The 25,143-nt window shown below is 72.9% G+C and carries 23 protein-coding genes; 10 read left to right on the top strand and 13 right to left on the bottom strand.

What is annotated here, in order from left to right; all coding sequences use genetic code 11:
• Window positions 1–1,164, top strand: coding sequence for a serine hydrolase domain-containing protein (locus ACZ6JT_RS30945; RefSeq protein WP_469214814.1), 1,164 nt, complete (start codon window positions 1–3; stop codon window positions 1,162–1,164).
• 27 nt (window positions 1,165–1,191) lie between these two features.
• Here the strand turns inward: ACZ6JT_RS30945 and ACZ6JT_RS30950 are convergent, their stop codons facing one another.
• Window positions 1,192–2,064, bottom strand: coding sequence for a hypothetical protein (locus ACZ6JT_RS30950; protein WP_469214815.1), 873 nt, complete (start codon window positions 2,062–2,064; stop codon window positions 1,192–1,194).
• Window positions 2,065–2,315: 251 nt separating this feature from the next.
• Between ACZ6JT_RS30950 and ACZ6JT_RS30955 the strand changes: the two genes are divergently transcribed.
• Window positions 2,316–2,978 (top strand): DUF4232 domain-containing protein, encoded by a 663-nt coding sequence (locus ACZ6JT_RS30955; protein WP_469214817.1) that lies wholly within the window; start codon window positions 2,316–2,318, stop codon window positions 2,976–2,978.
• Window positions 2,979–3,024: 46 nt separating this feature from the next.
• Here ACZ6JT_RS30955 and ACZ6JT_RS30960 read toward each other — a convergent pair whose 3' ends face one another.
• The gene (locus tag ACZ6JT_RS30960; protein ID WP_469214819.1) at window positions 3,025–3,540 is read right to left on the bottom strand and encodes a pyridoxamine 5'-phosphate oxidase family protein; all 516 of its coding nucleotides are present in this window, start codon (window positions 3,538–3,540) and stop codon (window positions 3,025–3,027) included.
• 161 nt (window positions 3,541–3,701) lie between these two features.
• On the opposite strand from ACZ6JT_RS30960, the gene ACZ6JT_RS30965 reads away from it, so the two are divergent.
• On the top strand, window positions 3,702–4,145 hold the full coding sequence (locus ACZ6JT_RS30965) for a VOC family protein (protein ID WP_469214821.1): 444 nt from the start codon (window positions 3,702–3,704) through the stop codon (window positions 4,143–4,145).
• Window positions 4,146–4,385: 240 nt separating this feature from the next.
• Complete coding sequence (locus tag ACZ6JT_RS30970; protein WP_469214823.1) at window positions 4,386–5,615, top strand: PP2C family protein-serine/threonine phosphatase; 1,230 nt, start codon at window positions 4,386–4,388, stop codon at window positions 5,613–5,615.
• A 69-nt stretch (window positions 5,616–5,684) separates the two neighbouring features.
• Here the strand turns inward: ACZ6JT_RS30970 and ACZ6JT_RS30975 are convergent, their stop codons facing one another.
• Window positions 5,685–6,716: a saccharopine dehydrogenase NADP-binding domain-containing protein gene (locus tag ACZ6JT_RS30975; RefSeq protein WP_469214825.1), complete on the bottom strand. Its 1,032-nt coding sequence runs from the start codon at window positions 6,714–6,716 to the stop codon at window positions 5,685–5,687.
• A 96-nt stretch (window positions 6,717–6,812) separates the two neighbouring features.
• On the opposite strand from ACZ6JT_RS30975, the gene ACZ6JT_RS30980 reads away from it, so the two are divergent.
• On the top strand, window positions 6,813–7,766 hold the full coding sequence (locus tag ACZ6JT_RS30980) for a helix-turn-helix domain-containing protein (protein WP_469214827.1): 954 nt from the start codon (window positions 6,813–6,815) through the stop codon (window positions 7,764–7,766).
• A 601-nt stretch (window positions 7,767–8,367) separates the two neighbouring features.
• On the opposite strand, the gene ACZ6JT_RS30985 is transcribed toward ACZ6JT_RS30980, so the two are convergent.
• Together ACZ6JT_RS30985 and ACZ6JT_RS30990 are read right to left on the bottom strand one after the other, a co-directional pair.
• Entirely contained in the window at window positions 8,368–8,664 is a 297-nt protein-coding gene (locus ACZ6JT_RS30985) for a hypothetical protein (protein ID WP_469214829.1), read from the bottom strand.
• A 704-nt stretch (window positions 8,665–9,368) separates the two neighbouring features.
• On the bottom strand, window positions 9,369–9,986 hold the full coding sequence (locus ACZ6JT_RS30990; protein WP_469214831.1) for a TetR/AcrR family transcriptional regulator: 618 nt from the start codon (window positions 9,984–9,986) through the stop codon (window positions 9,369–9,371).
• 111 nt (window positions 9,987–10,097) lie between these two features.
• Here ACZ6JT_RS30990 and ACZ6JT_RS30995 point away from each other — a divergent pair, with 111 nt between their 5' ends.
• From ACZ6JT_RS30995 to ACZ6JT_RS31005, 3 genes are read left to right on the top strand one after another with little or no spacing between them, the layout of a single operon-like run.
• Window positions 10,098–11,081, top strand: coding sequence for an aldo/keto reductase (locus ACZ6JT_RS30995; protein WP_469215021.1), 984 nt, complete (start codon window positions 10,098–10,100; stop codon window positions 11,079–11,081).
• A gap of 32 nt (window positions 11,082–11,113) precedes the next feature.
• The gene (locus ACZ6JT_RS31000) at window positions 11,114–11,566 is read left to right on the top strand and encodes an SMI1/KNR4 family protein (RefSeq protein WP_469214832.1); all 453 of its coding nucleotides are present in this window, start codon (window positions 11,114–11,116) and stop codon (window positions 11,564–11,566) included.
• A 55-nt stretch (window positions 11,567–11,621) separates the two neighbouring features.
• Window positions 11,622–12,929 carry a S1 RNA-binding domain-containing protein gene (locus ACZ6JT_RS31005; protein WP_469214834.1) on the top strand — a complete coding sequence of 436 codons (1,308 nt, stop codon included), beginning with the start codon at window positions 11,622–11,624 and terminating at the stop codon, window positions 12,927–12,929.
• On the opposite strand, the gene ACZ6JT_RS31010 is transcribed toward ACZ6JT_RS31005, so the two are convergent.
• The 4 genes from ACZ6JT_RS31010 to ACZ6JT_RS31025 all read right to left on the bottom strand — a co-directional run bounded on the left by ACZ6JT_RS31010 (window position 12,926) and on the right by ACZ6JT_RS31025 (window position 19,182).
• Window positions 12,926–14,863, bottom strand: coding sequence for a glycoside hydrolase family 15 protein (locus tag ACZ6JT_RS31010; RefSeq protein WP_469214836.1), 1,938 nt, complete (start codon window positions 14,861–14,863; stop codon window positions 12,926–12,928). The two genes, ACZ6JT_RS31005 and ACZ6JT_RS31010, sit on opposite strands and share 4 nt — an antisense overlap.
• Window positions 14,864–15,178: 315 nt before the next feature.
• Complete coding sequence (locus ACZ6JT_RS31015; protein ID WP_469214838.1) at window positions 15,179–17,269, bottom strand: SpoIIE family protein phosphatase; 2,091 nt, start codon at window positions 17,267–17,269, stop codon at window positions 15,179–15,181.
• A 199-nt stretch (window positions 17,270–17,468) separates the two neighbouring features.
• Window positions 17,469–18,821: an LCP family protein gene (locus ACZ6JT_RS31020; RefSeq protein ID WP_469214839.1), complete on the bottom strand. Its 1,353-nt coding sequence runs from the start codon at window positions 18,819–18,821 to the stop codon at window positions 17,469–17,471.
• A gap of 205 nt (window positions 18,822–19,026) precedes the next feature.
• Window positions 19,027–19,182: a DUF6131 family protein gene (locus tag ACZ6JT_RS31025; RefSeq protein ID WP_469214841.1), complete on the bottom strand. Its 156-nt coding sequence runs from the start codon at window positions 19,180–19,182 to the stop codon at window positions 19,027–19,029.
• 193 nt (window positions 19,183–19,375) lie between these two features.
• Here ACZ6JT_RS31025 and ACZ6JT_RS31030 point away from each other — a divergent pair, with 193 nt between their 5' ends.
• Complete coding sequence (locus tag ACZ6JT_RS31030; RefSeq protein ID WP_469214843.1) at window positions 19,376–20,329, top strand: phosphotransferase family protein; 954 nt, start codon at window positions 19,376–19,378, stop codon at window positions 20,327–20,329.
• 21 nt (window positions 20,330–20,350) lie between these two features.
• On the opposite strand, the gene ACZ6JT_RS31035 is transcribed toward ACZ6JT_RS31030, so the two are convergent.
• From ACZ6JT_RS31035 to ACZ6JT_RS31050, 4 genes are all read right to left on the bottom strand, one after another.
• A complete protein-coding gene (locus tag ACZ6JT_RS31035; protein ID WP_469214845.1) occupies window positions 20,351–21,028 on the bottom strand; it encodes a M15 family metallopeptidase in 678 nt (225 codons plus the stop codon).
• Window positions 21,029–21,138: 110 nt separating this feature from the next.
• Window positions 21,139–22,359, bottom strand: a complete 1,221-nt coding sequence (locus tag ACZ6JT_RS31040) for a cytochrome P450 family protein (RefSeq protein WP_469214847.1) — start codon at window positions 22,357–22,359, stop codon at window positions 21,139–21,141.
• Window positions 22,360–22,368: 9 nt separating this feature from the next.
• Window positions 22,369–23,103 carry a DUF6193 family natural product biosynthesis protein gene (locus ACZ6JT_RS31045; RefSeq protein WP_469214849.1) on the bottom strand — a complete coding sequence of 245 codons (735 nt, stop codon included), beginning with the start codon at window positions 23,101–23,103 and terminating at the stop codon, window positions 22,369–22,371.
• 30 nt (window positions 23,104–23,133) lie between these two features.
• A complete protein-coding gene (locus tag ACZ6JT_RS31050; protein ID WP_469214851.1) occupies window positions 23,134–23,673 on the bottom strand; it encodes a MarR family winged helix-turn-helix transcriptional regulator in 540 nt (179 codons plus the stop codon).
• 180 nt (window positions 23,674–23,853) lie between these two features.
• On the opposite strand from ACZ6JT_RS31050, the gene ACZ6JT_RS31055 reads away from it, so the two are divergent.
• Complete coding sequence (locus ACZ6JT_RS31055) at window positions 23,854–24,918, top strand: alkene reductase (protein WP_469214853.1); 1,065 nt, start codon at window positions 23,854–23,856, stop codon at window positions 24,916–24,918.
• The last annotated feature ends 225 nt before the right edge of the window (window positions 24,919–25,143 follow it).

Raw genomic sequence — 25,143 nt, forward strand, 5'->3', positions numbered from 1 at the left:
GTGCACGACGCATCAAGGCCCAGGATCCGTTTCTCCGGCCGGCGGCGGAGCGGCCGGCGCAGAGCCGTCGCGGCCGCGATGGTCGTCGGTGTCCTGGCGACCGGTGTCCTGGTGCCGCCCGCGGCCTCCGCCGCCGCCGGACCGGACACCGTCCAGCAGGGTATGAACGCGTTGGTGCGCTCCGACGGCCTGCCCGCCGCGCTGGCGAGCGTCAAGGACGCGGAGGGCCACACCCGCACCTACACGGCAGGAGTGGGCGATCTCGCCACGGGTGCGAAGGTGCCCCGAGACGGTCAGGTGCGGATCGGCAGCAGCACCAAGACGTTCACCGCCGTGGTCGCGCTGCAACTGGTCGGCGAAGGGAGGATCGACCTCGACGCCACGGTCGACACGTACCTGCCGGGGGTCGTCCGCGGCGAGGGCATCGACGGGGGCCGCATCAAGGTCCGCGAACTCCTCCAGCACACCAGCGGACTTCCCGACTACGAACACCTCGTCGAGAACGACATCCTCGCGCGCCGGTACTTCGAACCCCGCGATCTCCTCGACATCGCCTTCCGGCAGGCGTCCGCCTTCGACCCCGGGACGAAGTGGGCGTACAGCAACACGAACTACGTCGTCGCCGGACTGATCATCCAGAAGGTCACCGGCCGACCCCTCGCCGAGGTAATCGACCAGCGCGTCCTCAAGCCCATCGGGCTGCGCCACACCTACTTCCCCGCCTCCGGCGACATGTCCATCCGAGAAGCCCACCCGAAGGGCTACCACCGGGACTCGGCGGACGCCCCGCTGCGCGACATGACGGAGATCGACCCCTCCGTGGCCTGGGCGGCGGGCCAGATGATCTCCACCAACTCCGACCTCAACCGGTTCCTCACCGCGCTCCTCGAAGGGCGCCTCCTCCCCGAGGCCCAGCTCGCCCAGATGCGTACCACCGTCCCCATCGGGGACACCGGCGCCGGCTACGGACTGGGGATCATGAGCAGGCCGCTGTCGTGCGGCGGTGTCTACTGGGGCCACGGCGGTGACATCCCGGGGTACGAGTCCCGGGGCGGGGTCACCGACGACGGCCGCGCCGTCAGCATCGCGGTGACCGCCGTCCCGACCGGCGGGGCGGGTACCCGGCATCTCGAGAGCCTCGTGGACACGGCCCTCTGCCGCTGACGTCCCCTCCCGGGGGCCGTCAGCTCGTCATCGAGGCGGATGGAGGGCGAGGGTCCAGTGGTGGGCCGTGTACTTGCCGGGTCGGTCGGGGTGTCGTTCGGTCAGGGACACCGTGAGCTTGTCACCGGCCTGGTGGAGCCGGCCGTGGTAGCGCCACGTCTCTTCGGGGGCCACCGGCAGCAGTTCGGCGAGCACGGTGTCCTCCAGCCGCCGGCTGACGGCCCGTAGCACCCCGGCGTCGAGGAGCAGGATGGTGCCGTCCGACAGGACGAGCGGCCGCGGGGTCAGCGGGTCGGTGAGCCGTGGTCCGCGTTCGACGGTGCCACCCGGCAGGAGCCTGACCACCCGGCTGTGGGTGGGCAGCCGGCGGTCGGTCTCGACGACGCGGATGCCCGTACCGATGACGTAGTGGCCGTAGCTGCGCCACGAGTCGACCAGGGTGCCGTCGCGGTCGTACTCCCAGGTGTCGTAGACGTCGTAGCCCTCCAGCCCGAGGAGGAAACGGCCGCCGCCCAAGGCCGCGCCGCGTTCCCCGCGCAGCTCGGTGATGATCGTGCCGTCCGCGAGGTCGAGCAGCAGGGCGGGGCCGAGGTTGCCCCACGCGGTGTACGCCAGGGAGTCCGTGGTGACCAGGACCCGGCCGCGGGATATGTGGGCGGCGTTGGGCCTGCCGGAACAGGACGTGGTCCAGAGGGTGCGGCCCGAGGCGTCGATGCAGCTGATCTTGCCCGCGGTGCCGTGGACGCGGAGGTCGTCCCGGCGGGCGAGCGGCTGACCCGGGCGCTGCGAAGGCTCGTACGCCGGCGGGCCCGCCTTGCGCCGTTCCTGCTTCAGCACCGTGACGCGCCAGGCGCCGGAAGCCGCCCCTGGGGTACGGCCGTTCTCCTCGGGTCTCACCATGGACGCAGATGCTAGTGCTGTGACCGGAAAGGTTCACCGGCTCGCGACGCCCGGCAAACCTTCCCGGCCACAGCACTGGCCCGCGCCGGAGGCGGGACGCGCCGGGGCGATCGTGGTGGACTCGGCAAGACACCGTCACCAAGCTGTGAAGGTTCTGCGGGACGCTGGTGCTCGGCTCGGCTCCTCAAGCCCGGCCCACACCCAGCCCAGCCCGGCGCACTTCGCGCGCCTCTCATCGGGGGGACCACACCATGAGCACCGTACGCAGAGCCGCAGTCGTCCTCGTCTCCGTGTCCGCACTGGCCGCACTGACCGCCTGCGGGCCCACCGAAGACGGCGCGGGCGGCGGGGCCGGCGGGTCGAGCGCGAGCCCGGCGAAGTCCGCGACGCCGTCCGCACCGTCGACGCCGACCACGCCGGCCGCTTCGGCCAAGCCGTCGTCGACCTCGAAGCCGACGAAGCCGACGAAGCCGCCGAAGCTCTCCACCGACCCCGACTTCGACGTCTTCCCGTGCAGCACCTTCGACGTGAAGTTCACCGCGAGCCTGGCGGAGCCCACGACGAGCAGCTACCTGCTGAAGATCACCAACAAGGGCACCAAGGCGTGCAGGGCGCTGGGGCACCCGATCGTGACCTTCGGGGACCTGGACGGCCAGGCCACGGAGCGCGGAACGGCTCCCGGAATCGAGGACGCGATCAGGCTCGAACCGGGGGAGTCGGCGTACGCCGGACTGATGGGCGGCGCCAACGACGGCAAGGGGAAGACCGTCAACTCGATCGAGCTGACCATGAACACTGAGTCGGACCTGAAGCAGACCCCGCTGAAGGCGTCGACTCCCGGCCTGTACGTCTCGCCCGACAAGAACTCCGTGACGGCCTGGATGAACAACGCCGAGGACGCCCTCAGCCTCTGATCCGCGTATCGCCCGCGCCCCGTCCGGCCCGCCCCGGCACCTGACCTCAGGCGAAGCGCCAGCGGGTCTGGCTGTACGGGGCCTTGCCGAAGCCGAAGACCGTGCGCGGGGCGACGGCGAAGACCACCGCCTCCCCGGCGCCGGGGTTGACGAAGACGCCGTCGCGGACGTCGAAGCGCCATTGCGCGCCGTACTTCGCCTCCCAGGTCTCGGCGAGCGCACGCAGCCGCCCGGCGTCGGTCACCCGCACCGCCTCGCCCTCGACGACCAGGTCCAGGCCCCCGTGAAGGGAGTTGCTGCCGGTGGTGAGCACGACGTTCGGATTGCCGCGGAGGTTCTCGGCCTTGCGCTCGTGCGGACCCGTGCAGAAGTGCAGCGCGCCGTCCGCCCAGACGCCGATGAGCGGCGTGACGTGCGGGCGCCCGTCGGGACGTACGGTCGTGAGCCAGAACAGCTCGGCCGTGGTCAGCTCCGCCACGGCCGTCGGCCACGGGACGGCGGCCGCCTCCTCGTCGCTGTAGCGCTCGTCCAACCGGGTGCGGGGCATGGGTGACGTGTCCATGGTCCTCCAGCCTCGGCCGCGGGCGCCGGGAGTGCACGGCCGACACACCCCTGTCTCCGGACGTCACCCGATCGGTCAAGCGGGCGCCGGCCGGCGGCCGCGACCGCGGAATCGGGTGGGAGGGATGGCCCCGAGGAGCGGCTTCGGACGATGATCGGTCCGTGAACGCCTTCCACGACGCCGCCCCCCTGCGGCCCGCCCACGGCAGGCTGCACCACGTCGAGCTGTGGGTCCCGGACCTCGACCGCGCGGTCGCCTCGTTCGGCTGGCTCCTCGGGGCACTGGGACACACGCCCCACCAGCACTGGAGCACCGGACGCAGCTGGCGGCTCGGGCCGACCTACCTGGTCATCGAGCGGTCGCCGGCCCTCACCGCCGACGAGCACGACCGCTGCCGGCCGGGACTGAACCACCTGGCCTTTCACGTCGAGGACGACACCGAGGTCGAGCGGCTGGCTCGGGAAGCGCCCCGGCACGGCTGGCGGCTCATGTTCCCGGACCGGCATCCGCACGCGGGCGGCCCCGGGCAGCACGCCGCCTACCTGGAGAACGAGGACGGTTTCGAGGTCGAACTCGTCGCGATCGAGGCAGCGGCCCGCACCTGAGAAGGCGATCTCCGCGGGTACGTCCGGCTCGCCGGGGCGAGGCCCTTGAGCGGCTCGCGGACCTGCGGACTCACCGGCCGTCCGCCCGCGCCTTCACCTTCGTCTCCTCCTGCACCGCCGCGGCGGCCGACGGGGTCCGAACGGCCCAAGCCCGGGGGCCGTGACAGGCCCGCCCCACCCGCTCGCGCCTATCGTGGGAACAGGCCCACGAGGGTACGGACGCGTGCGGACAGGTGGATCGTGAAGGGACCCGGGATCGACTACGAGGCGGTCTTCCAAGCGCTGCCCGGCGCGGTCGCGCTGCTGACCCCCGATCTCGTCTACGTGGACGCCAACGACGCCTTCCTGGCCATGTCCGGCCGCACCCGCGAGCAGCTGATCGGCCGCTACCTGTTCGACGTCTTCCCCGACAACCCCGCCGATCCGGCCGCCACCGGCATGCGGAACCTGCGGGCCTCCCTGGAGCGGGTCGCCACCACCGGGGAACGCGACACCATGGCGCTGCAGCGCTACGACGTGGAGCCCGCCGGCCGGCCCGGGGTGTGGGAGGAGCGGTACTGGAGCCCCGTCAACGTCCCCGTCCTCGCCCCCGACGGCAGCGTGGCGCTCCTCCTCCACCGTGTGGAGGAGGTCACCGAACTCATCCGGGCCCGCGGTGGCACCCGTACCGACACGGTCCGGTCCCAGAAGGTGGCGGCCGACCTCTACATGCGCGCCCGGGAGCTGCAGGAGATCAACGCACGCCTGCGGCAGGCCCACGCCCGCGAACGCGAGGTGGCCCTGCACCTCCAGGAGGCGATGCTGCCCGCGCCCCGGCCCCTCGGCCACCACGTGGCCGCCGTCCGCTACCGGCCCGCCACCGCCGCCCTGAACGTGTGCGGCGACTGGTACGACCTCGTCGACCTGCCCGGCCGCACCGCCGTCGCGGTGGGGGACGTCGTCGGCCACGGACTCCGGGCCGCCGGGGTCATGGGGCAGCTCCGCAGCGCCCTGTCGGCCGCCTCCCGCGTCGTCGGCGGTCCCGCCCAGGCCCTCGAAGTCCTCGGGCTGTACGCCCGCTCCGTCGACGGCGCCGAATCCACCACCGTGGTGTCCGTCTTCATCGACTGGAGCGACCGCGTCCTCACCTACAGCAGCGCCGGACACCCGCCGCCCGCGCTCTGCCACCCCGACGGCACGGTCGCCTTCCTCGACCAGGCGACCGACCCCCCGCTCGGCGCCCGGCCCGAACACACCCGCCGCCCCGAGGCCCGGACCGCCTTCGCCGAAGGATCGGTCCTCGTCCTCTACACCGACGGCCTCATCGAACGCCGCCGCGAGGACATCGACATCGGCCTCCAACGGCTCGCCGACGCCCTCGCCCGCCACCGCGCCGCCGACCCCGAGACCCTCGCGGACGCCCTGTTGAGCGATCTGGTCCCGCCGGTGGGCGTCACCGACGACGCGGCGCTGGTCATCATCCGCCTCTGACGCGGCCGGCCCGCGCCGCCCCCGCCTGTCGCCGCCCCCGCTCCTCGCCGCGGCGCGAGGCCTCGCCGGTCAGCGCGGGAGCTCGACCGACACGTACGGGGACAGCGCCCGGAGGAAGTCCGCCGCGTCGAACATCGCACCGGCCGAAGCCACGCCCGTGGTCCGCGTCCGCCCGGCCAGGATGCGCTCGACCGCCTCCACGGCCAGTGGAGCGGTGACCGCGTAGATGTCCCGGCCACGGGCCGAGGCCCGGCGCTCGACGCCACCCGCGCTCACCACGACCTCGACGACGAAGGTCTGGTCCGACCGCCCCAGGGCGTCGGCCGGCTCCGGCGCCGGCGTCTCCTCGTCGGCGAGGTCCCGCGCGGCCTCGACCGTCATGTAGGTACGGACCTCGGGCACGGCCACATGGCTGGGAACGGTGACCACATCGGCCATCGTGAACTCGGCGATCACCGCCCGCCGGCCCACGGGCTCCGGGAAGACCCAGTCCTGCTCCCACGGCTTGTCGTCGTGGTACCGCAGCGCGCCCTCCGCGAACCGCACCCGGCGGCCCGCTCGCCGCTCCTGGGACACCCGGCCCGCCACCCGGGTGCCCGGCGTGGGATGCCAGCCGTTGAGTCCGTACGCGACGTGCACCGCGTCCGCGGCGGTCCACTCGCCCATCGCCGCGGTCACCAACAGGTCGCCCAGCCCACCGTAGAACGCCATCGCCGGCACCACGGGCGTGTCCGCGGCGCGCGCCGCCTCCGCACGGTCGGCGAACATCGAGGCGTTCGCCTCGATCTCCGCCGCGACGTCGACGTACGGGATCCCCGCGCGCAGGGCCGCCTCGACGACCGGACCCGCCGTCACCGCGAACGGTCCCGCGCAGTTGACGACGGCCGCCGCGCCGGCGAGGGCCCGGTCCAGCGCGCCCGGGTCGTCCACGGTGGCCGGCCGCACCTCCACGTCCCCCCATTCGGCGGCCAGCGCCTCCAACCGGGCCGCGTCACGGCCGGAGACAACGGTGGCGAAACCACGCCTCCGCAGTTCCGCGACGACGAACCGGCCCGTGTGCCCCGTCGCCCCGAAAACCACCACTGCTGCTGTCGCGCCCATCGTTCCCCGCTCTCGACGTCCTGGTGGATCCAGTCTCGGTGCGGCCGCCACCCGACCGTGATGGTCCGGAACGACGTCATGCGTACACTTTCGGACATGCCCACTGTCGCGCTGCCGGCCGCCGGACACCTGCTGCACTTCGAACTGGCCGTGGCCTACGAGATCTTCGGCAATCCCCCGCGCGAGGCCATGGAGGGGTGGTACGACGTACTGCTCTGCGGGCCCGGGCCGGTGCGGGTCGGACCGTTCACGGTCGAGCCCGACCACGGGCTGGAGCGCCTGGCCGAGGCGGACACCGTGATCGTGCCCGCCTGCGCCGACATCGACGAACCGCCGCCGCCGGAGCTCGTCGAGGCGGTGCGCGCGGCCCACGTGGCGGGCGCCCGGGTCGCCTCCCTGTGCACCGGAGCCTTCGTACTCGGCGCCGCGGGCCTGCTGGACGGGCGGCGGGCCACCACCCACTGGGCGCACGCCGAGGAGTTGAGGGCACGTCACCCGCTGGCCGTCGTCGACCCGGACGTGCTCTACACGGACAACGGCAGCGTCCTGACGGCAGCGGGCAAGGCCGCCGCCGTGGACCTCTGCCTCCACCTGATCCACCTCGACCACGGCGCCACCATCGCCAACTCCGTCGCCCGGCGTCTCGTCATGCCACCCCATCGGCCGGGCGGCCAGGCCCAGTTCGTGGCCACGCCGGTGCAGGCCGGGGGAGACCACGCACTGGCGCACCTGCTCGCCTGGGCGCGTCAGCGGCTGGACCAGCCGCTGACGGTCACCGACATGGCGCGCAAGGCGAACACGAGCCCGCGCCATCTCGGACGGCAGTTCCGGTCGGTGATCGGCCAGACACCGCTCCAGTGGCTCCTGATCCAGCGCGTACGCCGCGCCCAGGAACTGCTGGAGGCCACCGACGAGACCATCGAGGCCGTCGCCCTCGCCACCGGCATGGGGACCGCCACGACGCTTCGGCGCCAGTTCAAACGGATCGTGGGGGTACCACCGGACAGCTACCGCCGCTCGTTCCGCAGCGCGGCCCCCGGTCCGGTCTAATGCTGTGACCGGCAAGGTTCACCGGGTTGCGACCCCCGGCACGGCGCCTCGCCGCGTTGTCGGACCGCGCACGTACGTCCAGTACGAGCCGCGGCCCTCCGCCTTGCGATCCACCGCACCGGACGCCGCAACCCGGCAAACCTTTCCGGCCAGAGCACCAGGCCGTCTCTTTCGGATGATGCCGGGGCGCGCGGGGCCCTGCACACCCCGGCCCCCCGGCCGGGGGACCCGGGACTCCGTCACCCACCGGGGCCACTGGCGTTCCGGTACCGAGACGCGGCCAACGGCCGACGTCGGGCGCAGGTCAGCGCCGGCATGTTCCTGCACTTTCACCATCGGCCCGGGCCGTACCGGGCATCCGCGGCAGCCGCCCCGAACGCCGCCACCGCGACCGACCCCGGTCGCCTGGTCTCCACCCAGGCCACGCCCTGACCGCCGGAGACCTGCGGACCCTGCCTGGCCTGCGTACGCGCCGCCCTGGAGCCAGGCGCCACGTCCACGAGCCGGTGCCCGCCGCGGGGGAGGGCGGGACTCGCATGGATGCGCCCGGCCGTCAGCCGGGCGCATCCATTCACTCGGTCGAGCGGGCGCGTGCGCCGCCTCAGTTGCCGATACCGGCGGTGCCCACACCGGAGTTGCCGATGCCGTGGCTGCCGACGCCGGAGTTCGCGATGCCGGCGGTGCCCAGGCCCCAGTTGGCGATACCGGCGTTGCCCACGCCGTGGTTGAAGGCGCCGGCGTTTCCTACACCGTCGTTGAAGACACCGGCGTTCCCGACACCGTGGTTGCCGATACCCGAGCTGCCCACCCCGTCGGCGCCGGCCGCGCCGGCGCCGACGGCGGCCAGCACTGCCGCGCTACCCAGCACGGTCGCCACACGAAGAAGAGTCACACGCATCCTGACATACCTCCTGCTTAGTGGATCTTTTCGCCCATATACCTAACATATGGTCAGGCCTACCGGGGGGACGCCCGAATCCGGCGTGCCATCCCCAGCCTGCGCCCGACGGCGCGGCACGGAGTGGGACGAGAGGGGCGTCGACCGCGCTCCGATGCTGCGAAGGGTGTCCTTCCGCGATACCGCCTGGGCAGGTCCATCCACGGCGGGGCCGTCGCATATCCGCGTGGGCCGGGGATCCGGGTGGTCGCCGCCCGCGGTACGGCCGTACGCCTCGACGGGCTGCACGGGGAAGCCCGGTTTCACGGCGTAGGAGAGGGTCGGGGTCGTGTACCGAGCCGCGCCTGTCGGCTGGCCGGCCGGCCGTCGGGCGGGGACGGCGAGGGCAGTCGCTCGTCGAGCGTGACGGATGACGGACGACAGGTCCACCGCCCAACTGCCGGGCTGGGACGTGTCGAAGACGGGCCGCTTGACGCAGACGGGTGTCCCCGGTCTCACCCGGCGCCGGCTCGCCGGCGCGGTGAGCGGCAGGGGCACCCGGATCGCGACCACGTACGCCATGAGGCATTGGGCACCGGTCAGCGGACGCCGTCAGCGGGTGCACACCGGCGCGGGCCGGCCCCCTCACATGATCGAGGCGTCGGCCGGTTCGTCCCTGCGACCCCATCCGCCCCCGGCTTCACCCCACTTGACCCGCCGGGGTTTCAACTCCCCTCCCCCTGGGGTGCGGTGATCCGGCGCACGGCCTCCACCACTGCCGCCCGGTGCCGGGCGAGCCGGTCGGGGGCCCACTCGGAACCGTTCTCGCCCGCCGCCGTGCCCCCGGGGGCCGTGCCCCCCGCCGCGGGACCGCCGACCGCGCCGAACCAGGCCTGCGACAGGGCCACCACCAGCGTCAGTACGTCGGCGGCGTCCATCCCGGCGTCGATCCGGCCGGCGTCCTGCGCCTGCCGGACGGCCCCGATCTTGCCCTGGTAGGACGCCGCCTCGGTGTCCGTGCTGCCCGGACGCTCCAGCTGCTTCCACAGCACCAGACGCATCAGCGACGGCCGCTCGACCAGGTGGTCGAAGATGGCGCCCGCGTAGCCGGGGAGATCGTCGACGTCGAACGGCACGGACTCCGAGCCCGTCTCCAGCGCCCGCTGGAGCACGGCGTCGAAAAGCTGCTCCTTGTTGCCGTAGTAGACGTAGATGAGCCGTTTGTTCGCCTGTGCGTTCTCGGCGATGCGGTCGATCCGCGCGCCGGCGATGCCGTGCGTCGCGAACTCGGAGAAGGCCGCGTCGAGCAGGCGTGCCTTGGTCGCGCTGGAGTCCCTTGCCATGTCCCGCAGCGTAGCAAGTAACTATCTGGTTATTGACATCCGGCGCAGGTGTGGTGCACGCTCTATCTATCCAGTTAGTTACTTATTGAGGAGAGCACGATGGACACGGCGATGGAGATCCGCGCACTGGGCCGTCAGGGCCTGGAGGTCGGCGCCGAGGGCCTTGGCCTGATGGGGATGAGCGCCCACTACGGAGCCACGGACGAGACCGAGTCACTGGCCACGATCGACCGGGCCCTCGCACTCGGCGTCACCCTGCTCGACACCGCCGAAGGCTACGGCCCCTTCCTCAACGAGCAGCTGCTCGGCAAGGCCCTCGCCGGCCGCCGCGAAGCCGCCGTGATCGCCACGAAGACCGGCATCGAGTTCACCGACGAGGGCGCCTTCCTCGGCCACAACGGGAGCCCCGAGTACATCCGCCGCTCGGCCGACCGCTCCCTGCGCCACCTGGGCACCGACCACATCGACCTCTACTACCTGCACCGCATCGACCCGAACGTGCCCGTCGAGGAGAGCGTCGGCGCCCTGGCCGAGCTCGTGGCCGCCGGCAAGGTCCGCCACATCGGCCTCTGCGAGGCCGCGCCCGCCACCATCGCCCGCGCGCACGCCGTCCACCCGCTGGCCGCCGTGCAGACCGAGTACAGCCTCTTCGAGCGCGGCATCGAGCACGACGGGGTCCTCGACACCCTGCGCGAGCTCGGCATCGGACTCGTCGCGTACTCCCCGCTCGGCCGGGGCTTCCTCTCCGGCGCGATCACCAGCCCGGACGACTTCGCCGCCGACGACTTCCGCCGCACCGACCCCCGCTTCCAGGGCGAGAACTTCGGCCGCAACCTGGCCGTCGTCGACCAGGTACGCCGTCTCGCCGCCGAGAAGGGCGTCACGCCTTCGCAGCTCGCGCTGGCCTGGACCCTGCGCCAGGGCGCGGTGCCGATCCCGGGCACCAAGCGCCGCCGCTACCTGGAGGAGAACATCGCCGCCACCGCGGTGACGATCACCGACGCCGACCTGGCGGCCATCGACGCCGTGGCCCCCCACGGTGTGGCCTCGGGCGACCGCTACGCCCCGGAGCTGATGCGGTCGCTGAACGGCTGAACGGCGGGTGGGTGGGCAAGTGGGCGGATGCCTTGGACACCGTGACCCGCGGCTTCGAGGAGAAGTACGGGTACAGCCCGGGGGAGAACGCGATCCACCCTCCGGAGGCGGCCGACCTGGCCGCAGCCGGGCGGCTCGCAGCGGAATCCGCGGCCTTCGCCGAGCTCGCTCTGTACTACGGCGAGATCGGCGCCGTGCACATGAGCGATGTCGGCAACGCCTACTTCCTGCACTCCGGAGCCGCGGCGCTCGACGAACGCATCCCCCTGCCCGACGCGGGCGGAACCGCACCCGCCGTTCTGATCGGCTCCGACGGCGGCGGAATCCTGTACGCCGTCGGCGCGGACGGGGCCGTCTGGCGCTCGCGCAACGCTTCCGAGGAAGCCGAGTTCGACCGGATCACGAACGGCCTCGCCGAGTTCCTGGACCTCCTGCGACGCTCGGTCCACCGCTTCCACGAGACCGGAGAGCCCGGCTGCGTATAGCCGCCCACGCAGGTCTCGCGGGCGCCCGTCCCGTACGGCAGGGGAGGATGGGGGCGTGCTCCCCTACGTCTACTGCGTCACCGCGTACGATCCCGCCGACCGTGACGAACTCGGCTCCTACACCGGAGCCCAGGACAGCGTCAGCGATCACGGTGTGGTCGAGGCGGCTTACCTCCGGGCGGTCGAGGCGTTCGCCGTCGAGTCCGGGATCGACCGCCTCTCCGTACGCGAGCCGGCCATCCCGTCCTTCGTGCACTTCGGTGCCGAGCCGCCCAGGGACGGGTTCGGGCTGGCCGGACTCTTCCCACGCGACAGCGCCGACAACGCCGACAACGCCAGTACGGTCGACACGGCCACCCCGAAGGGCTTCCACGACGGTGCCGAGGTCTCGCTCGACACGGCGCTCGAACTGGTGCGGATCATGCTGCGTGACGGCGGTGCCTGGTGCCGGCTGGAGGCGGAGGGCGCCTTCGCCGTGCACGTGGGCTGGGACCAGTACCTGTATATCGGCAGCAGCTCGCCGTGCGAGGAGGCGCAGGCCCGGGCCCGCGCGCTCGGGCTGTTCCCGGAACGCGTGGACGCGTCCCCGTACGACATGGAGAACGACGACGCTGAGGTTCAGCGGCCGGGTGACGACGCGTTCTGGGCCCGCTTGCGTTGGGCCGTCGCCGCCCGCCAAGGGGGACTCCTGGAGGAGACGCCCGTCGAAGGCGCTTCCCGCTGGCACCGCCTCGACCCCGAGACCCTGGACGCGGTTCGCGCCGGGCTCGCTCCCCGCGCCCGGCTGGCCATATGGCCGGACCTGTCCTCGGACACCGCCGCCGTCCTCGGCACATTCCCCGCCGACGGCCTCGTCGAGGGGGTCTGGCAGGACGGGGACGGCCGGATCCACAGCGCCGTAGTCGACGAGGACGACTACGCGGAGCTGGCCGCGCGGATCGCCCGCGCCCGGGCGGCAGCACTCTTGCCCGTGTACGCCGACGCACGCGTGCCCTTCATGACCGCCGTCATGCCGGACGCCGACGGAGTGGTACGGGCCCGCTGGCGCACCGAGCCCACCCCGAGCGACCGGAACTGGGCGTTCCTTGAGTCCCAGGCCCTTCGGCGGGGCCAGGTCGTCACCGGCACCGTGATCCACATCGCCCACTTCGGCGTCACGTTCGTGGACATCGGCGGCTTCACCGCGATGATCAACATCCCCGAGCTGTCATGGCTCCCCTTCGACTACCCCTCCGAGGTCGTCTCCGTGGGCCAGGAGGTCACCGCGAAGGTCCTCGACGTGGACCCGGTGCGAGAACGCGTGTCCCTCTCCCTCAAGGCTTTGCAGGAAGATCCGAGGGCGACGGCCGAAGCGGCGGACTAGCCCGGGCGGTCGGATGTGTCGGCCGGGTGCGCCGGGGCGGTCGTGGCCCGGTCGAGTTCCGAGTCGAGGGCGAGCGCCGCCGCGACGAGGGCGAGATGGGTGAAGGCCTGCGGGAAGTTGCCCAGTTGCTCGCCCGTCGGTCCGATCTCCTCGGCGAACAGCCCGACGTGGTTCGCGTAGGTGAGCATCTTGTCGAAGGCGTACCGGGCCTGTCCGACCCGGCCGGCGCGCGCGAGGGCGTAGACGTAGAGGAAGGAGCACAGCGAGAACGTGCCCTCCGAGCCCCGCAGGCCGTCGGGGGAGGCGGCGGGGTCGTAGCGGTAGACGAGGCTGTCGGAGACGAGTTCGGCGTCCATCGCCTCCAGCGTGGACAGCCAGCGCGGGTCCTTGGGCGTGATGAAGTCGACCATCGGCATCATCAGCAGGGAGGCGTCCAGTACGTCGCTGCCGTAGTGCTGGACGAACGCCCGGCGCTCCTCGCTCCACCCGCGCGTCATGATCTGCGTCAGGATGGCGTCGCGGGCGGCGGTCCACCGGGGTACGTCGGCCGGGCGGGCCAGGGCGGTGGCCTGGCGGATGCCGTGGTCGAGGGCGACCCAGCACATGAGGCGGCTGTAGGTGAAGTCCTTCTGGCCGCCGCGAGTTTCCCAGATGCCCTCGTCGGGGCGGTCCCAGTGGTCGCACAGCCAGTCCAGTACGGCGGCGGAGCGCCGCCAGCCGTCGTGGCCCATGAAGTTGTCGACCCGGCCGGTCTGGGCGAGGGCGTAGACGGCTTCCCCGTAGATGTCCAGCTGCAGCTGCCCGGCGGCCCCGTTGCCCGCCCGCACCGGGGCGGAGCCCCGCCAGCCGGTGAGGTGGCCGAGTACCTCCTCGGTCAGGAACGGGTCCCCGTCGACGCGGTACATGATCTGCAAGGGCTCGCCGTTGGGTGCGCCTCCGTCGTGCAGCCGCTGCTGGAGCCAGTTGCGGAAGGCGTCGGCCTCGTCGGTGAAGCCGAGATCGCGCATGGCGCGCACCGAGAGGGAGGCGTCGCGGATCCAGGTGTAGCGGTAGTCCCAGTTGCGCTCGCCGCCCTCCTGCTCGGGCAGGCCCATGGTGGCGGCGGCGATCGGCGCGCCCGTGGGCGCGTACGTCATGAGCTTGAGGGTGATCGCGGAGCGGTTGACGATCTGCTGCCAGCGGCCGCGGTAGGTGCAGTGTCCGATCCATTCGTGCCAGTAGTGGCGTACGGCGCTGAACGCCTCGGCCAGGTCGTCCGCGTTCAGGAGCGGTGGGGGAGCGCTGCGGGCGTCGCACACGGTCAGGACGACGGCAGCCCGCTCGCCCGCCGTCAGGGTCGCCGTGGCGCGCACGTCGTCCCCGTCGGCTTCCAGCGGAAGGGGGCCGAGGGCCTGCAGGTGTGCGGTGATGCCCGGCCCCTCGAAGCGCGCGAGGGCGCCGTCCAGGGCGAGTCGGTGGCGCGCGCGGCCGTAGTCGAAGCGCGGCCGGCACTCCAGGGCGAAGCGCACGGAGCCGCGCACCGCCCGCAGCACCCGCACCACCTGGTGGCGGTCGGTGACGGTGTGCGGATCGTGGACGGGCATGAAGTCGGCGACCTCGCCGACGCCCTCGCGGGTGAGGAACCGGGTGATGAGTACGGCCGTGTCGGCCAGGTAGAGCTGGCGGGTGACGACGCCCGCCCCGTCCGAGGGTCTGCCGGCCCTGGTCCCCGGCCCTCCCGCTCCCGCGGCCTTGCCGTCAGCGACGTCGGGCGCGGCCTCCGCGGTGATGGCGAAGTATCCGCCGTGCTCGTGGTCGAAGAGTCCCGCGAAGACGCTGGGCGAGTCGAAGCGGGGCGAGCAGAACCAGTCCAGCACGCCTTCGGAGGAGACGAGCGCGCACGTCTGCAGGTCTCCGATGAGACCGTGCTCGGCGATCGGCGGATAGGGACGCATCAGCCCTCCACGTCGTGGCGGCAGCTGCCCGGCGGGCAGCGGCGGGCAGCGGCGGGTGCGCGGCCGACGACGATCGGCCGATGCGCCGGGCCCTCCGGGGCCACGGGGCACTCGTCCGGGGACGTCTCATTCTCGGCTCCTGCCCTGGTGATCGCCATGCGGGCAGGGGCGGGCGGTCACCGGGCCTCCCCGGGGGTCCTCGCTCAGGTCTCGACGCCGGAGTGGTACGTGGCGGAGTCGTCGCCGTCGGCTGCGGAGCGCCGCGACGAGGGCTTCGCGGTCGAAGGGCCTGTCCGCGGCCGTGGAGGGGGACCGTCAGGTCAGCGGGCCGTGCGGGTTCGCGCCGATGCGGGCGGCCAGGAGGGCGATGTCGTCGTCCGCGGACGCCGGTACCAGGTGGGTGATGAGGGTGTCGCAGAGGTGGTCCAGGGGCTGCTCCGGTTCGGTGAGCAGGCTGGTGAGTTCGCCCAGGCGTTCGTCGATGTCGCGGCTGCGGGCCTCGATCAGGCCGTCGGTGTAGAGGACGAGCAGGCTGCCCGGGGGGAGGGTGATGTCGGTGGTGGTGAAGGTGACGCCGCCGACGCCCAAGGGGACGCCGGGCGGTGTCCTGACGAGGTACACGGTGCCGTCGGGCTCGGCCACGGCCGGAGGGGGGTGTCCGGCGCGCGTCACGGTGCAGTGGCCGGTGGCGGGGTCGCAGACCACGTAGAGAAAGGTGGCGAGCATCGGTTCGGCGAGGTCGGCGAGGGTCGCCTCCAACTGGTGCAGCAGCGCCGTCGGGGACATGTCCAGGCGCGCGAGGGCGCGTACGGTCGCGGAGAGGCGCCCCATGACCGCCGCGGCCGCGATGCCGTGACCCATGACGTCCCCGATGAGCAGGGCGGCACGGCCTCCCGTGAGGGGGAGGACGTCGTACCAGTCGCCGCCGACCTCGTTGACGTCACTGGCCGCCAGATAGCGGTGGGCGATCTCGATGCCCCGGGGAGGCGTGACGTGCTGGGGGAGCATGCTGCGCTGGAGGACGACGGCGGTCTCGTGCTCGTGGTGGTACAGGCGCGCGTTGTCGATGCTGATGGCGGCCCGGGCGGCCAGTTCGGCGGCGAGCGTGACGTCGTCGGACCCGAAGGGGGCCCCGCCGGGCTGCGCGCGGTAGAACGTGGCGACGCCGAGGACCACGTCCCGCGCGACGAGCGGGATCATCATGAACGAGTGCACGCCCGTTTCGAGCAGTTGGGCCGGCTTGGGCGTGTGGCGGGCGGCCGTGGCGACGACCCGTTCGTCGACGTGGGCGATCAGGAAGGGCTGCCGGGCCGCGAGGGCCTGGGTGTACGGCGCGGCCGCGGGGAAGGTGAGGGTGCGGCCGAGCGGCGCCAGGATCTGGGTGACGGGGGAGCCGGTCAGCGGTGCCTTGCCCAGGCGCCGCAGGCCGACGCCCCCCGCCAGCCCCGGGCCCGGCTCGTTGCCGCTCGCGAGGGAGTCGAGGACGTCGACGGTCACGGCGTTGGCGAGGTGCGGGACGGCGAGGTCGGCCAGCTCCTGGGCCGTGCGCTCCAGATCCAGGCTGGCGCCGATACGGGCGCTGGCCTCGCTCAGCAGCGCGAGCCTGCGGCGGCCCGCCTCGACCTCGGTCTGATCGCGCTGCTGCCGGGTGATGTCGAGCAGGGAGGCGATGACACCGATCGGCCGGCCACCGGGGTCCTCCACGCGCACGTACGAGCACGACCACACGTGGTCGTGCTCCGGGTCGGCCGGGGTCCGGCCGGTGCGGCGCCGGTCGAGGACCGGTGCACCCGTGTCCAGGACCTGGCGCATCGCCTCCTCCATCTGGTCGGCGTTCACCTGGGGCAGGATCTCGGCCAGGCGCCGGCCCACGTGGGCGGATTCCGCGAGCCCGTTCATCTCCTCGAGCGCCGGGTTGACCTGCAGGAACCGCAGCTGTGTGTCGAGTATGGCGATGCCGACGGGGGAGCGGGCGAACAAGCCGTCCCACACCGCCGAGGACCCCCGGATGCGGCGGGCGGCGTGGGCGTCGGCGGCGAAGACCAGAACGGCCGAGGCGCCGTGCCGCCGGTCGGGGACGGGACAGGCCCAGATCTCCAGCTCCAGCGGATGCCCGCTGCGGTGCCAGGCCGTGACCGTACCCATGACCCCGCGCCCGGTGGCGGCCGTCTCCCACAGAGAGCGGCCCAGGCTGCGGTCGGCCCCCGGATGCAGCAGATCGGCGATGTGCCGGCCGAGCACCTGGGGCGGGGTGTAGCCGAGCAGTTCCTGCGCGCCCTGGTTCCAGCGCACGACGACCCCGTCGCTGCTCGTGGCCACCAGTGCCACCGGCAGCGCGCCCAGCCACCCCCCGGCGTCCTGGGCGGCGCCGCTGATCAGGTCCTCGAACGGCATCTCCTCATGCATCGTGTACCCGTTCCTCCCGCGAGGCCCCGGTCCCCGAGGGGTGCCTCGGACAGCGGCAGGCGCCACCGCCGTCCACGGACGCGAAGGGGGCCACGGTCAGCTCCTGCGGCCACCCGCCCGGTGCGTGCCGCGGCTGCGCTTCGTCCACACTCCTCATCGTCGCCCTGGCGGCTCCGCCCCGCCCCCCGGCCGCCCGCTCCTACGGCCGATCGGAGGCCGCCCCGGCCGCCCCGGGCGCGGGCCCGTCGGCGCAGCGGAGGCGGTCGGCGGTCACGGGGGCGCCATCGGCGGTGTTGCGGTCGTAGGTGACGGTCTTCACCACGACGGGCCGCGTGCCCACGGCGACGTCGAAGACCGCGCCGTGATCCGGTCGGGGCTCCAGGCGGGAGCCGGGCAGCGCGGCCGCGAGGGTGGCCGCCTTCTCCTCCTGGCCGGCGGTGAACCGGATGACCGGGGGACCGTCGGGGCGTTCGGCCGGTGCGGACGACGAGGTGTCGACGACGGCGAACCCGTTGCGGCGCAGGGCCGCGGCGACGGCGGCGTCGTCCACGCGGACCGCGATCCCGGCGGGATCGGCCGGCGCCGGGGTCTGCGCGACGGGCTGGATGCGGGAGTCGCCCGTGATGGGGCGGTCCGCGCCCAGGGCCGCCCACAACGCGGCGGAGCGGGCCTCGTCCCACACCAGGCTGGAGCCCACCCCCGGTACGCGGTGGTCGAAGAGCCGGATGGGGACGGTCGCGAACTCGGTCCGGTCCGCCCGGAGGCGGCCGAGCGCCCACGCGATGCGGATCAGGTCGCCCGGCCCGGTCCGGGCGTCGGTGCGTACGGTCTTCAGCAGTGTGTGCACGGTCCGCGCCGTGCGCAGGGGACTGGCCAGGGCGCCTTCCACGGTGAGGCGGGCCAGCAGGTCGTTGACCACGCGCTGCTGGCGGCGGACGCGGCCGAGGTCGCCGGGCCGCAGGTTGACGTGCCGGGCCCGGACGTAGCGCAGTGTTTCGTTGCCGTTGGTGTGGTGGCGGCCGGCGCCGATGTCGAGGCCGGAGTTCTCGTCCGTGAGCGGCCGGTCCGTGCACACGGTCGCGCCGCCGAGGTTGTCGATCGTCCGCTCGAAGCCGCGGAAATCGGTCTCCAGGTAGTGGTCGACGTGGAGGCCGGTGGCCTTCTCGACGGTAGCCACCGTGAGGGCCCCGCCGCCGAGCTTGTACGCGCCGTTGATCTTGCCGCTGCGGGCGGTGGTGGTGTCGCCGGCGTATTCGACGTAGGAGTCGCGCGGGATGGAGACCACGCTCGCCCGCTGCCGGTTCCCCGAGAGGTGTACGAGCATCATGACGTCCGTGCAGTTGCACGCCTGGCCGCCCACGTGGAGCCGGTTCTTCTCGGCGGCGGAGAGGCCGGCCCGGCTGTCGATGCCGACGATCAGGATGTTCGTCCCCCGGCTGCCGCCGCCCCCCGGACCGCTCCCGGAGACGGCCGCCGAGACGGCCTGAGGGCCCAGGAGGGAGCCGCAGGAAAGGGCGGTGAGCAGCGAGAGGGCAACAGTGAGGCGACGCATGCACATCCCCGAAATAGGACGAACCGGCTCAAATTGCGACTCTAAGCGGCCTCCGCACGCCCAGCGGACCTGTACGCGCCGCTTTCACCCCTGCGGTGGGACGTTCCTGCGCCCTGCGGTGAGACGTCGGCGTCGGCCGAACGCACGCGTTGACGTGCGGTCGGCCGACGCTATGGATGAACGGATTACGGACGGGCCCGAAGCCCTACCAGTAATGGCGCCTTCCGCCGACCTCGTGTCCGACGGCCCCGAGGATCCACAGGATGGCGCCGATGACGAGCAGGATGATGCCGATCGTCCAGAGGATCGAGATGCCGAGCAGCCACCCGACGATCAGGAGGATGATTCCGAGCACGATCATGAGGGTCTCCCATCTCCCTTGCCGCCCCTTGCCCGTGTCGGGCGCGCGGTACGTGCACGACTGCGGGTCCAACGGAACGCGGCGCACCAGGCGTCTCACCGATTTCCACCAGCGCAAACCTGGTGGGGTTCGGGTGTTCGCCGAGCAGGAAACCCGCTTGTGGGAGCCGTTCCGGCCGTCTACCTTGCCGATCATGCTGCCCCTGGTGGAAACGGACGAGGAGTGGGACGCGGTCGTCCCCGACGAAACGATCATGCGGCCGGGCGCGGAGGACCTCTGCCGCCGCCTGGGGCTGGGCGGCGCGCCCCTCGTCCGCTTCCCGGACGGTTCCCAACCGGTCTACGCGGTCGGTGACGAACACGTCCTGAAGCTCTTCCCGGCCGCCGCGGCCCGGGACGGCGTCGCCGAAGGACGGGTGCTCGCCCACGTGCAGGGACGGCTGCCGGTGGCGACACCGCGCGTCCGGGAGTCCGGCACCTACGAGAACGGCTGGGGCTATGTCCTGATGTCCAGGCTCGGCGGCGAGAGCCTGGCGCACGCCTGGCCGCGGATACCGCAAGCCGATCGGGAACGGCTGGTGGCCGAGGTCGGCGAGGCGCTGGCGGTCCTGCACGCCCTGGACCCCGAACCGCTCGCGGACGTCCTCGGCCCCGGAGACTGGGGCGCCTTCCTCGACCGTCAGCGGGAGGGGGCCGTGGAACAGCAGCGCGGCCACGGACTGGCCGACGCGTGGCTGGAACAGATCCCCGACTTCCTCGCCTCCGTCCCGCTCCCGCGCGAGCCCCGGCGCGCCCTGCTGCACACCGAGGTGATGCGGCAGCACCTCCTGGTGGACCCCGACGGCTGGCGGCTGACCGGAATCTTCGACTTCGAGCCCGCCATGATCGGTCACCGGGCGTACGACTTCGTCGGCGTCGGACTGTTCGTCACCCGCGCCGACCGCCACCTGCTGCGCGGGCTCCTGGCGTCCTACGGCACCGGATCCGGCCCCGGCACGGGACCGGGCCCCGGGTTCGAGCCGGCCGAACTGCTCGCCTACGCACTGCTGCACGTGTACAGCAACCTGTCCTGGTACCTGCGGGAACTGGGTGCGCCGTCGGACGGGAAACTGACCTCCCTCGCCGACCACTGGTTCGGCCGGGACTGACAGCCGGCCCGCGCACCTCGCTCACTCGCCGTTGGCGGAGAAGTGCTGGTAGTCCCGGTTGGCCCAGCGGCCGCCCCAGCGCCAGCCGGCCTCGCGGAACGCCGCCGTGACGGCGTCGCCCGGGTGGATCTGGCCCGGGCGGGTCAGGGAGCGCCGCAGGTGCGGGCGCGCCTGCGGCGGGTGGACGACGCCGTGGACGTCGACGTACGGGTTCTCGACGGGGTTGATGTCCACCGCGTCGCCCCAGGCGTGCTGCGACAGGCGCCGGGGATCGCCGGTGACCGGGCGACAGTTGAAGGCGGACGTGTTGTCGTCGGCCATGGCCTCGGAGTCGTCGCGGTACTCGGCCATGACCCGCATCCTGCGGATCGGGAACCGGGCGTCGAACGCCCGCTGGAAGACGTGCACGACGGGGCGGACGGCGTCCTCGTGGACGACCATCTCGCCCGTGTGGGTCCGGCCGTCGAAACCCCAGTGGTTCATCCGGATCAGTCTCAGCCGCTCGGGCGGGACCGGGCAGCCCTCGTGGTAGGAGGCGCCCAGCTTCTCCGCCGGTACGGCCGTGACCCGCGCGGAGAGACGGGCCGGCGGCTCGGCCGGCCGGGCCTGGAGGCGCGGTGCACCGGCCTGGGTGGAGCAGGCCAGCGCGGCCACGCACAGTGTGGCCGTCACGGCCGCGGCCGCGGTGGTGTGGCGCACGGGACACACGTTACGGCGATCACCGCAGGCGGGCATGCCGGGCGTGGCCGGTCGGGCGGCGCTGGACCCGGGCCGCCGCCCGGGCCACACCCGGCCGCCCCTGGTCGCGGTCAGGGGAGGGTGGTGACCGGCAGGTCCTGCAGGGCGCGGAATCGGAAGGTGCTGTTCCAGCGGAGCGGGTCCCCGGGCCGGGCGAGCCTGAGGTTCGGGAGCCGTTCGACGAGCGCGCCGAGGGCCAGGGTGAGCTGGAGCCGGGCCAGCGGGGCTCCGAGGCAGTAGTGCATGCCGTGGCCGCGGGCGAGGTGGGCCTTGTCGGCGCGGTCGATGTCGAACCGGTCGGGGTCCGGGTAGCGGGCCGGGTCCCGGTGTGCGGAGGCCAGGGCGAACAGGACCGTGTCCCCGGCCGGTATCCGTACGCCGCCGATCTCGACGGCTTCGGTGGGGAAGCGGCGGATCGCGGTCTGGTTGGGGCAGGTGTACCGCAGGAGTTCCTCGACCGCGTCCGCCATGCGCGCGGGCCGGGCCCGCAGCTCGGCCAGCTGCTCCGGGTGCTCGAGGAGCGTGAGCGCGCCGGCGCTGATGACGTGCTGGACGTTCTCGCCGGCGGCCCCGAGGATCAGGAAGGCGAGCGAGACAAGCTCGTCCTCGGTGAGCCGGTCCTCCTCGTCGCGCGCCGCGATCAGGCTCGACAGCATGTCGTCGCCGGGGGCCGCGCGCCGCAGGGCCACGAGGTCCACGAGGAACCGGTGGATCTCGCCGAGGGCCTCGACGAGCGCCTCGCGGGAGCGCGGGCTCAGCATGGTCGCGACCCAGCCGGAGAAGCGCTCCTGGTCGGCGGCCGGGATGTCGAGCAGGGCGGCGATGACCCGAACCGGCAGCGGTTTGGCGAAGCCGGCGACCAGATCGGTCTCGCCGTCGCTCGCGATCTCCGCGGTGAGCCGCGCGACCAGGGCGTCGACGGCTGCCCCGATGCCGGCGCGGAGCGATTCGACGTGCCGCGGGGTGAACCCCTGCGCGACCAGCCGGCGAAGGCGCAGGTGGTCGTCCGGGTCGATGTTGAGCAGATTGCGGTCGAGCGCGGGCGGGAGCGAGAAGCCGCTGAATCCCGTCGACGAATGCCTCTTGTTGACCGACAGGCGCTGGTCGGTCAATCCCGCGCGCACGTCCGCCTCGTGGGTCACCAGCCACACCGGTGAACCGTCGGGCAGTGCCACCCTGTGCACCGACCCTTCGGCGCGCAGGCCCGCGTAGACCGCGTGTGGGTCGCGCGAGAACGCCTCTCCGAAGGGCTGGGGCAGGGTGACGTCTTGTGAGGTCGGGGTCCGGGTCATGCGCATTCCCTACGTGCTGAGTGGCCGGTCGTCGCCGGGCAGGTGGTCGAGGATGAGGGCAATGGTCCGGGCCGTGCCCGTGGTGTCGTGCAGCAGTCCCTCGGACGTCCGTACGCGGTAGCGGCCGTTCCCGGTCGCCCGGACCATCGGAAGGTCGGTACACAGGGGAGCGGTGGCGCGACGGCTGAAGCGGAGCCAGTCGTGGCTGGTGCGCGGGGCCAGGGCCCGCAGGCGCGGTTCGGCGAAGGCGGCTTCGACGAGCTCGTACAGCGATGCGTACGGCGGGGAGGCAGCCGACGTACGCAGCTGCCGCCACCTGACGGACACCGCGTCGCCGGGGTCATCGGCGCCTGAGGGCTCGCCGGATCCGAGGAAGGGCCAACGGGCGACGAGTCCGGGCACGTCCTGCCCTCGCAGCCAGGACCGCGTCGCGCCGGCGGCCTCGGACAGGTCCGTGGTGCCGCCGTGGGCCGTCCGGGCCCCGTCGTCGCGGCAGTTGACGGCGAAACTGCGCCGGCCGAGGGTCATCGAGACGATCACGGACCGGTCGCCGCTCCGGGCGCGCGCGACCACGTACCGCCGGCGCGGCGGTGGCATCAGTTCGATCGTGAGTCCGGGACCCGTACGGTCCGCTGCCGCCTGCAGCGCGTCCCGCAGGGATCCGGCCCGGACGACGTCGGGATAGAACTCCGCGTACGCGCGCAGCGGTTCCTCCGGTCCTGCGTCGGTGTGTTCCTCGGGCATGGGCCGAGTCTGCCACCGCCCGGAAACGCTCTAGCAGGCGCCCGTCCCCTTGTGCGTCGCCTCGCACTCGGCGGCGCTCCGGGTGAGCTCGGCGCACAGGGAGGACTCCACCTTGCCCAGCAGGCGCGCCAGTTCGGTGCGTTCGGCGTCCTCCAGGCCTTCCAGGGTCTGGTGTTCCAGCTCGCCCCAAGCCCTGCGGACCTCCACCAGGAGCCCGCAACTGGCGTCCGTCGCCTCGACGAGGGAGGCGCGCCGGTCCGACGGGTCGGGACGGCGCCGTACGTGGCCGGACTGTTCGAGGCGCTGGAGCATCTTGGTCACGGTGGACGGGTCGAGGCCGACCGCCTTGATGAGCTCGGACTGGCGCACGGCCCCGCTGTCCCACAGATGCATCATCAGGAACTCCTGTCCCGGGTGCAGGCCCAGGTCGCGCAGGGCGCGGCCGGCCGCGATCCGGTGGAGGCGGGCGACCCGGCTGATCGCATGGCTCACCGGCCCGTCCAGCACGGCGCTGGGCGCCGCCGGGCACTGCCGGGCGGTGCGCGGTTCCTGAGCGGCTTCCGCGGCCATGGCGGCGCTCCTCCTGGGTCGGGTGCGGCGGGTCCCGATGGCGGTCCCGTGGGGGGCCTGTGGGGGTCCCGAGGGTGGATCTTACCCTCCCTCCAGATTTTACCTTGGCCGACCAAGTAATGGGGTACGCTGCATCCCGAAGTCGATGCTTGGCCGACCAATTATCTCAGTGAGGCACATATGACCAGCGCTTTCGAACCGGTGCGCATCGCCGGCTCCACCCTCTCCAACCGGATCGCCCTGGCGCCGATGACACGCAGCCGCGCGGCCGAGGGCGGCATCGCGACCGCCCTCGTCGCCGAGTACTACACCCAGCGCGCCTCGGCCGGTCTGATCATCAGCGAGGGGATCCAGCCCTCCGTCGTCGGCCAGGGCTACCCCTTCACCCCCGGCCTGCACAGCGCCGAGCAGGTCGCGGCCTGGCGTGAGGTCACCGACTCCGTGCACGCGGCCGGCGGCCGGATCTTCGCCCAGCTGATGCACTCCGGCCGGATCGGCCACCCGTCGCTGCTGCCCGACGGTCTCGTCCCGGTGGCCCCGTCGGCCGTCGCCGCCCGGGGGCAGCTGTTCACCGGTGAGGGCATGAAGGACTTCGTGACCCCGCACGAGCTGACCGGAGCCGAGGTGCGCGCGACCGTCGCCGCCTACGCCGAGGCCGCCCGCAACGCGGTGGAGGCCGGCTTCGACGGGGTGGAGCTGCACGGGGCCAACGGTTACCTGATCCACCAGTTCCTGGCCCCCGGCACGAACCTGCGCACCGACGAGTGGGGCGGCCCGGTCGAGAACCGCATCCGCTTCGCGGTGGAGGTGGTCAAGGCCGTCGCCGCCGCGATCGGCGCCGAGCGGACGGCTCTGCGCATCTCGCCCGGCAACACGTACAACGACATCTCCGAGCCCGACCCGCAGCCCGCCTACGAGGCTCTGGTCAAGGAGATCGACGGGCTCGGCCTGGCCTACCTGCACGTCCTGGAGCACGCCCCCGAGGCCCGTGCGACCACCCTCGCCCTGCGCGAGCAGTTCTCCGGGCTGCTCGTCCTGAACCCGGCGACCGAGGGGCCCACCGACCACCGGGCCCTCACCCTGATCGAGGACGGCACCGCCGACGTCCTGGCCTTCGGCGCCCTCTTCCTGGCCAACCCGGACCTGCCGGACCGCCTGCGCACCGAAGGCCCGTACAACACCCCTGACCCGGCCACCTTCTTCGGGGGCGACGCCCGCGGGTACACGGACTACCCGACCCGCTAGGAACCCAGGGGCGAGCCATGTGCGTGTCGGCGCGCTGAGGGTGCGGATCCGGACAAGCTGCGTGGCTGTCGGGTGAACCGCGCGCGGCCGGCGGCAGGTCAGCGGGGGCAAGGGTGCACGTCGTGCCCGCCGCCGCTCCCGCTCCTGGCCGGCCGGGGCGCCGACGCGCCCCCTCTGAGCTGGCCGAACGACCATTCGGTCGCGCGTATGGGCACGCTCTGTCCG

It is taken from the genome of Streptomyces sp. NPDC046308 (assembly GCF_055588065.1).

What these genes read in the sequence shown, in the direction of transcription:
- ACZ6JT_RS31050 (WP_469214851.1), bottom strand. Translation starts at nt 23,673, where the DNA reads ATGGCCGCGGAAGCCGCTCAGGAACCGCGCACCGCCCGGCAGTGCCCG.
- ACZ6JT_RS30980 (WP_469214827.1), top strand. Translation starts at nt 6,813, where the DNA reads ATGCCCACTGTCGCGCTGCCGGCCGCCGGACACCTGCTGCACTTCGAA.
- ACZ6JT_RS31020 (WP_469214839.1), bottom strand. Translation starts at nt 18,821, where the DNA reads ATGCGTCGCCTCACTGTTGCCCTCTCGCTGCTCACCGCCCTTTCCTGC.
- ACZ6JT_RS31030 (WP_469214843.1), top strand. Translation starts at nt 19,376, where the DNA reads ATGCTGCCCCTGGTGGAAACGGACGAGGAGTGGGACGCGGTCGTCCCC.
- ACZ6JT_RS30975 (WP_469214825.1), bottom strand. Translation starts at nt 6,716, where the DNA reads ATGGGCGCGACAGCAGCAGTGGTGGTTTTCGGGGCGACGGGGCACACG.
- ACZ6JT_RS30990 (WP_469214831.1), bottom strand. Translation starts at nt 9,986, where the DNA reads ATGGCAAGGGACTCCAGCGCGACCAAGGCACGCCTGCTCGACGCGGCC.
- ACZ6JT_RS31045 (WP_469214849.1), bottom strand. Translation starts at nt 23,103, where the DNA reads ATGCCCGAGGAACACACCGACGCAGGACCGGAGGAACCGCTGCGCGCG.
- ACZ6JT_RS31010 (WP_469214836.1), bottom strand. Translation starts at nt 14,863, where the DNA reads ATGCGTCCCTATCCGCCGATCGCCGAGCACGGTCTCATCGGAGACCTG.
- ACZ6JT_RS31040 (WP_469214847.1), bottom strand. Translation starts at nt 22,359, where the DNA reads ATGACCCGGACCCCGACCTCACAAGACGTCACCCTGCCCCAGCCCTTC.
- ACZ6JT_RS30955 (WP_469214817.1), top strand. Translation starts at nt 2,316, where the DNA reads ATGAGCACCGTACGCAGAGCCGCAGTCGTCCTCGTCTCCGTGTCCGCA.
- ACZ6JT_RS30985 (WP_469214829.1), bottom strand. Translation starts at nt 8,664, where the DNA reads ATGCGTGTGACTCTTCTTCGTGTGGCGACCGTGCTGGGTAGCGCGGCA.
- ACZ6JT_RS31025 (WP_469214841.1), bottom strand. Translation starts at nt 19,182, where the DNA reads ATGATCGTGCTCGGAATCATCCTCCTGATCGTCGGGTGGCTGCTCGGC.
- ACZ6JT_RS30995 (WP_469215021.1), top strand. Translation starts at nt 10,098, where the DNA reads ATGGAGATCCGCGCACTGGGCCGTCAGGGCCTGGAGGTCGGCGCCGAG.
- ACZ6JT_RS31015 (WP_469214838.1), bottom strand. Translation starts at nt 17,269, where the DNA reads ATGCATGAGGAGATGCCGTTCGAGGACCTGATCAGCGGCGCCGCCCAG.
- ACZ6JT_RS31055 (WP_469214853.1), top strand. Translation starts at nt 23,854, where the DNA reads ATGACCAGCGCTTTCGAACCGGTGCGCATCGCCGGCTCCACCCTCTCC.
- ACZ6JT_RS30960 (WP_469214819.1), bottom strand. Translation starts at nt 3,540, where the DNA reads ATGGACACGTCACCCATGCCCCGCACCCGGTTGGACGAGCGCTACAGC.
- ACZ6JT_RS30950 (WP_469214815.1), bottom strand. Translation starts at nt 2,064, where the DNA reads ATGGTGAGACCCGAGGAGAACGGCCGTACCCCAGGGGCGGCTTCCGGC.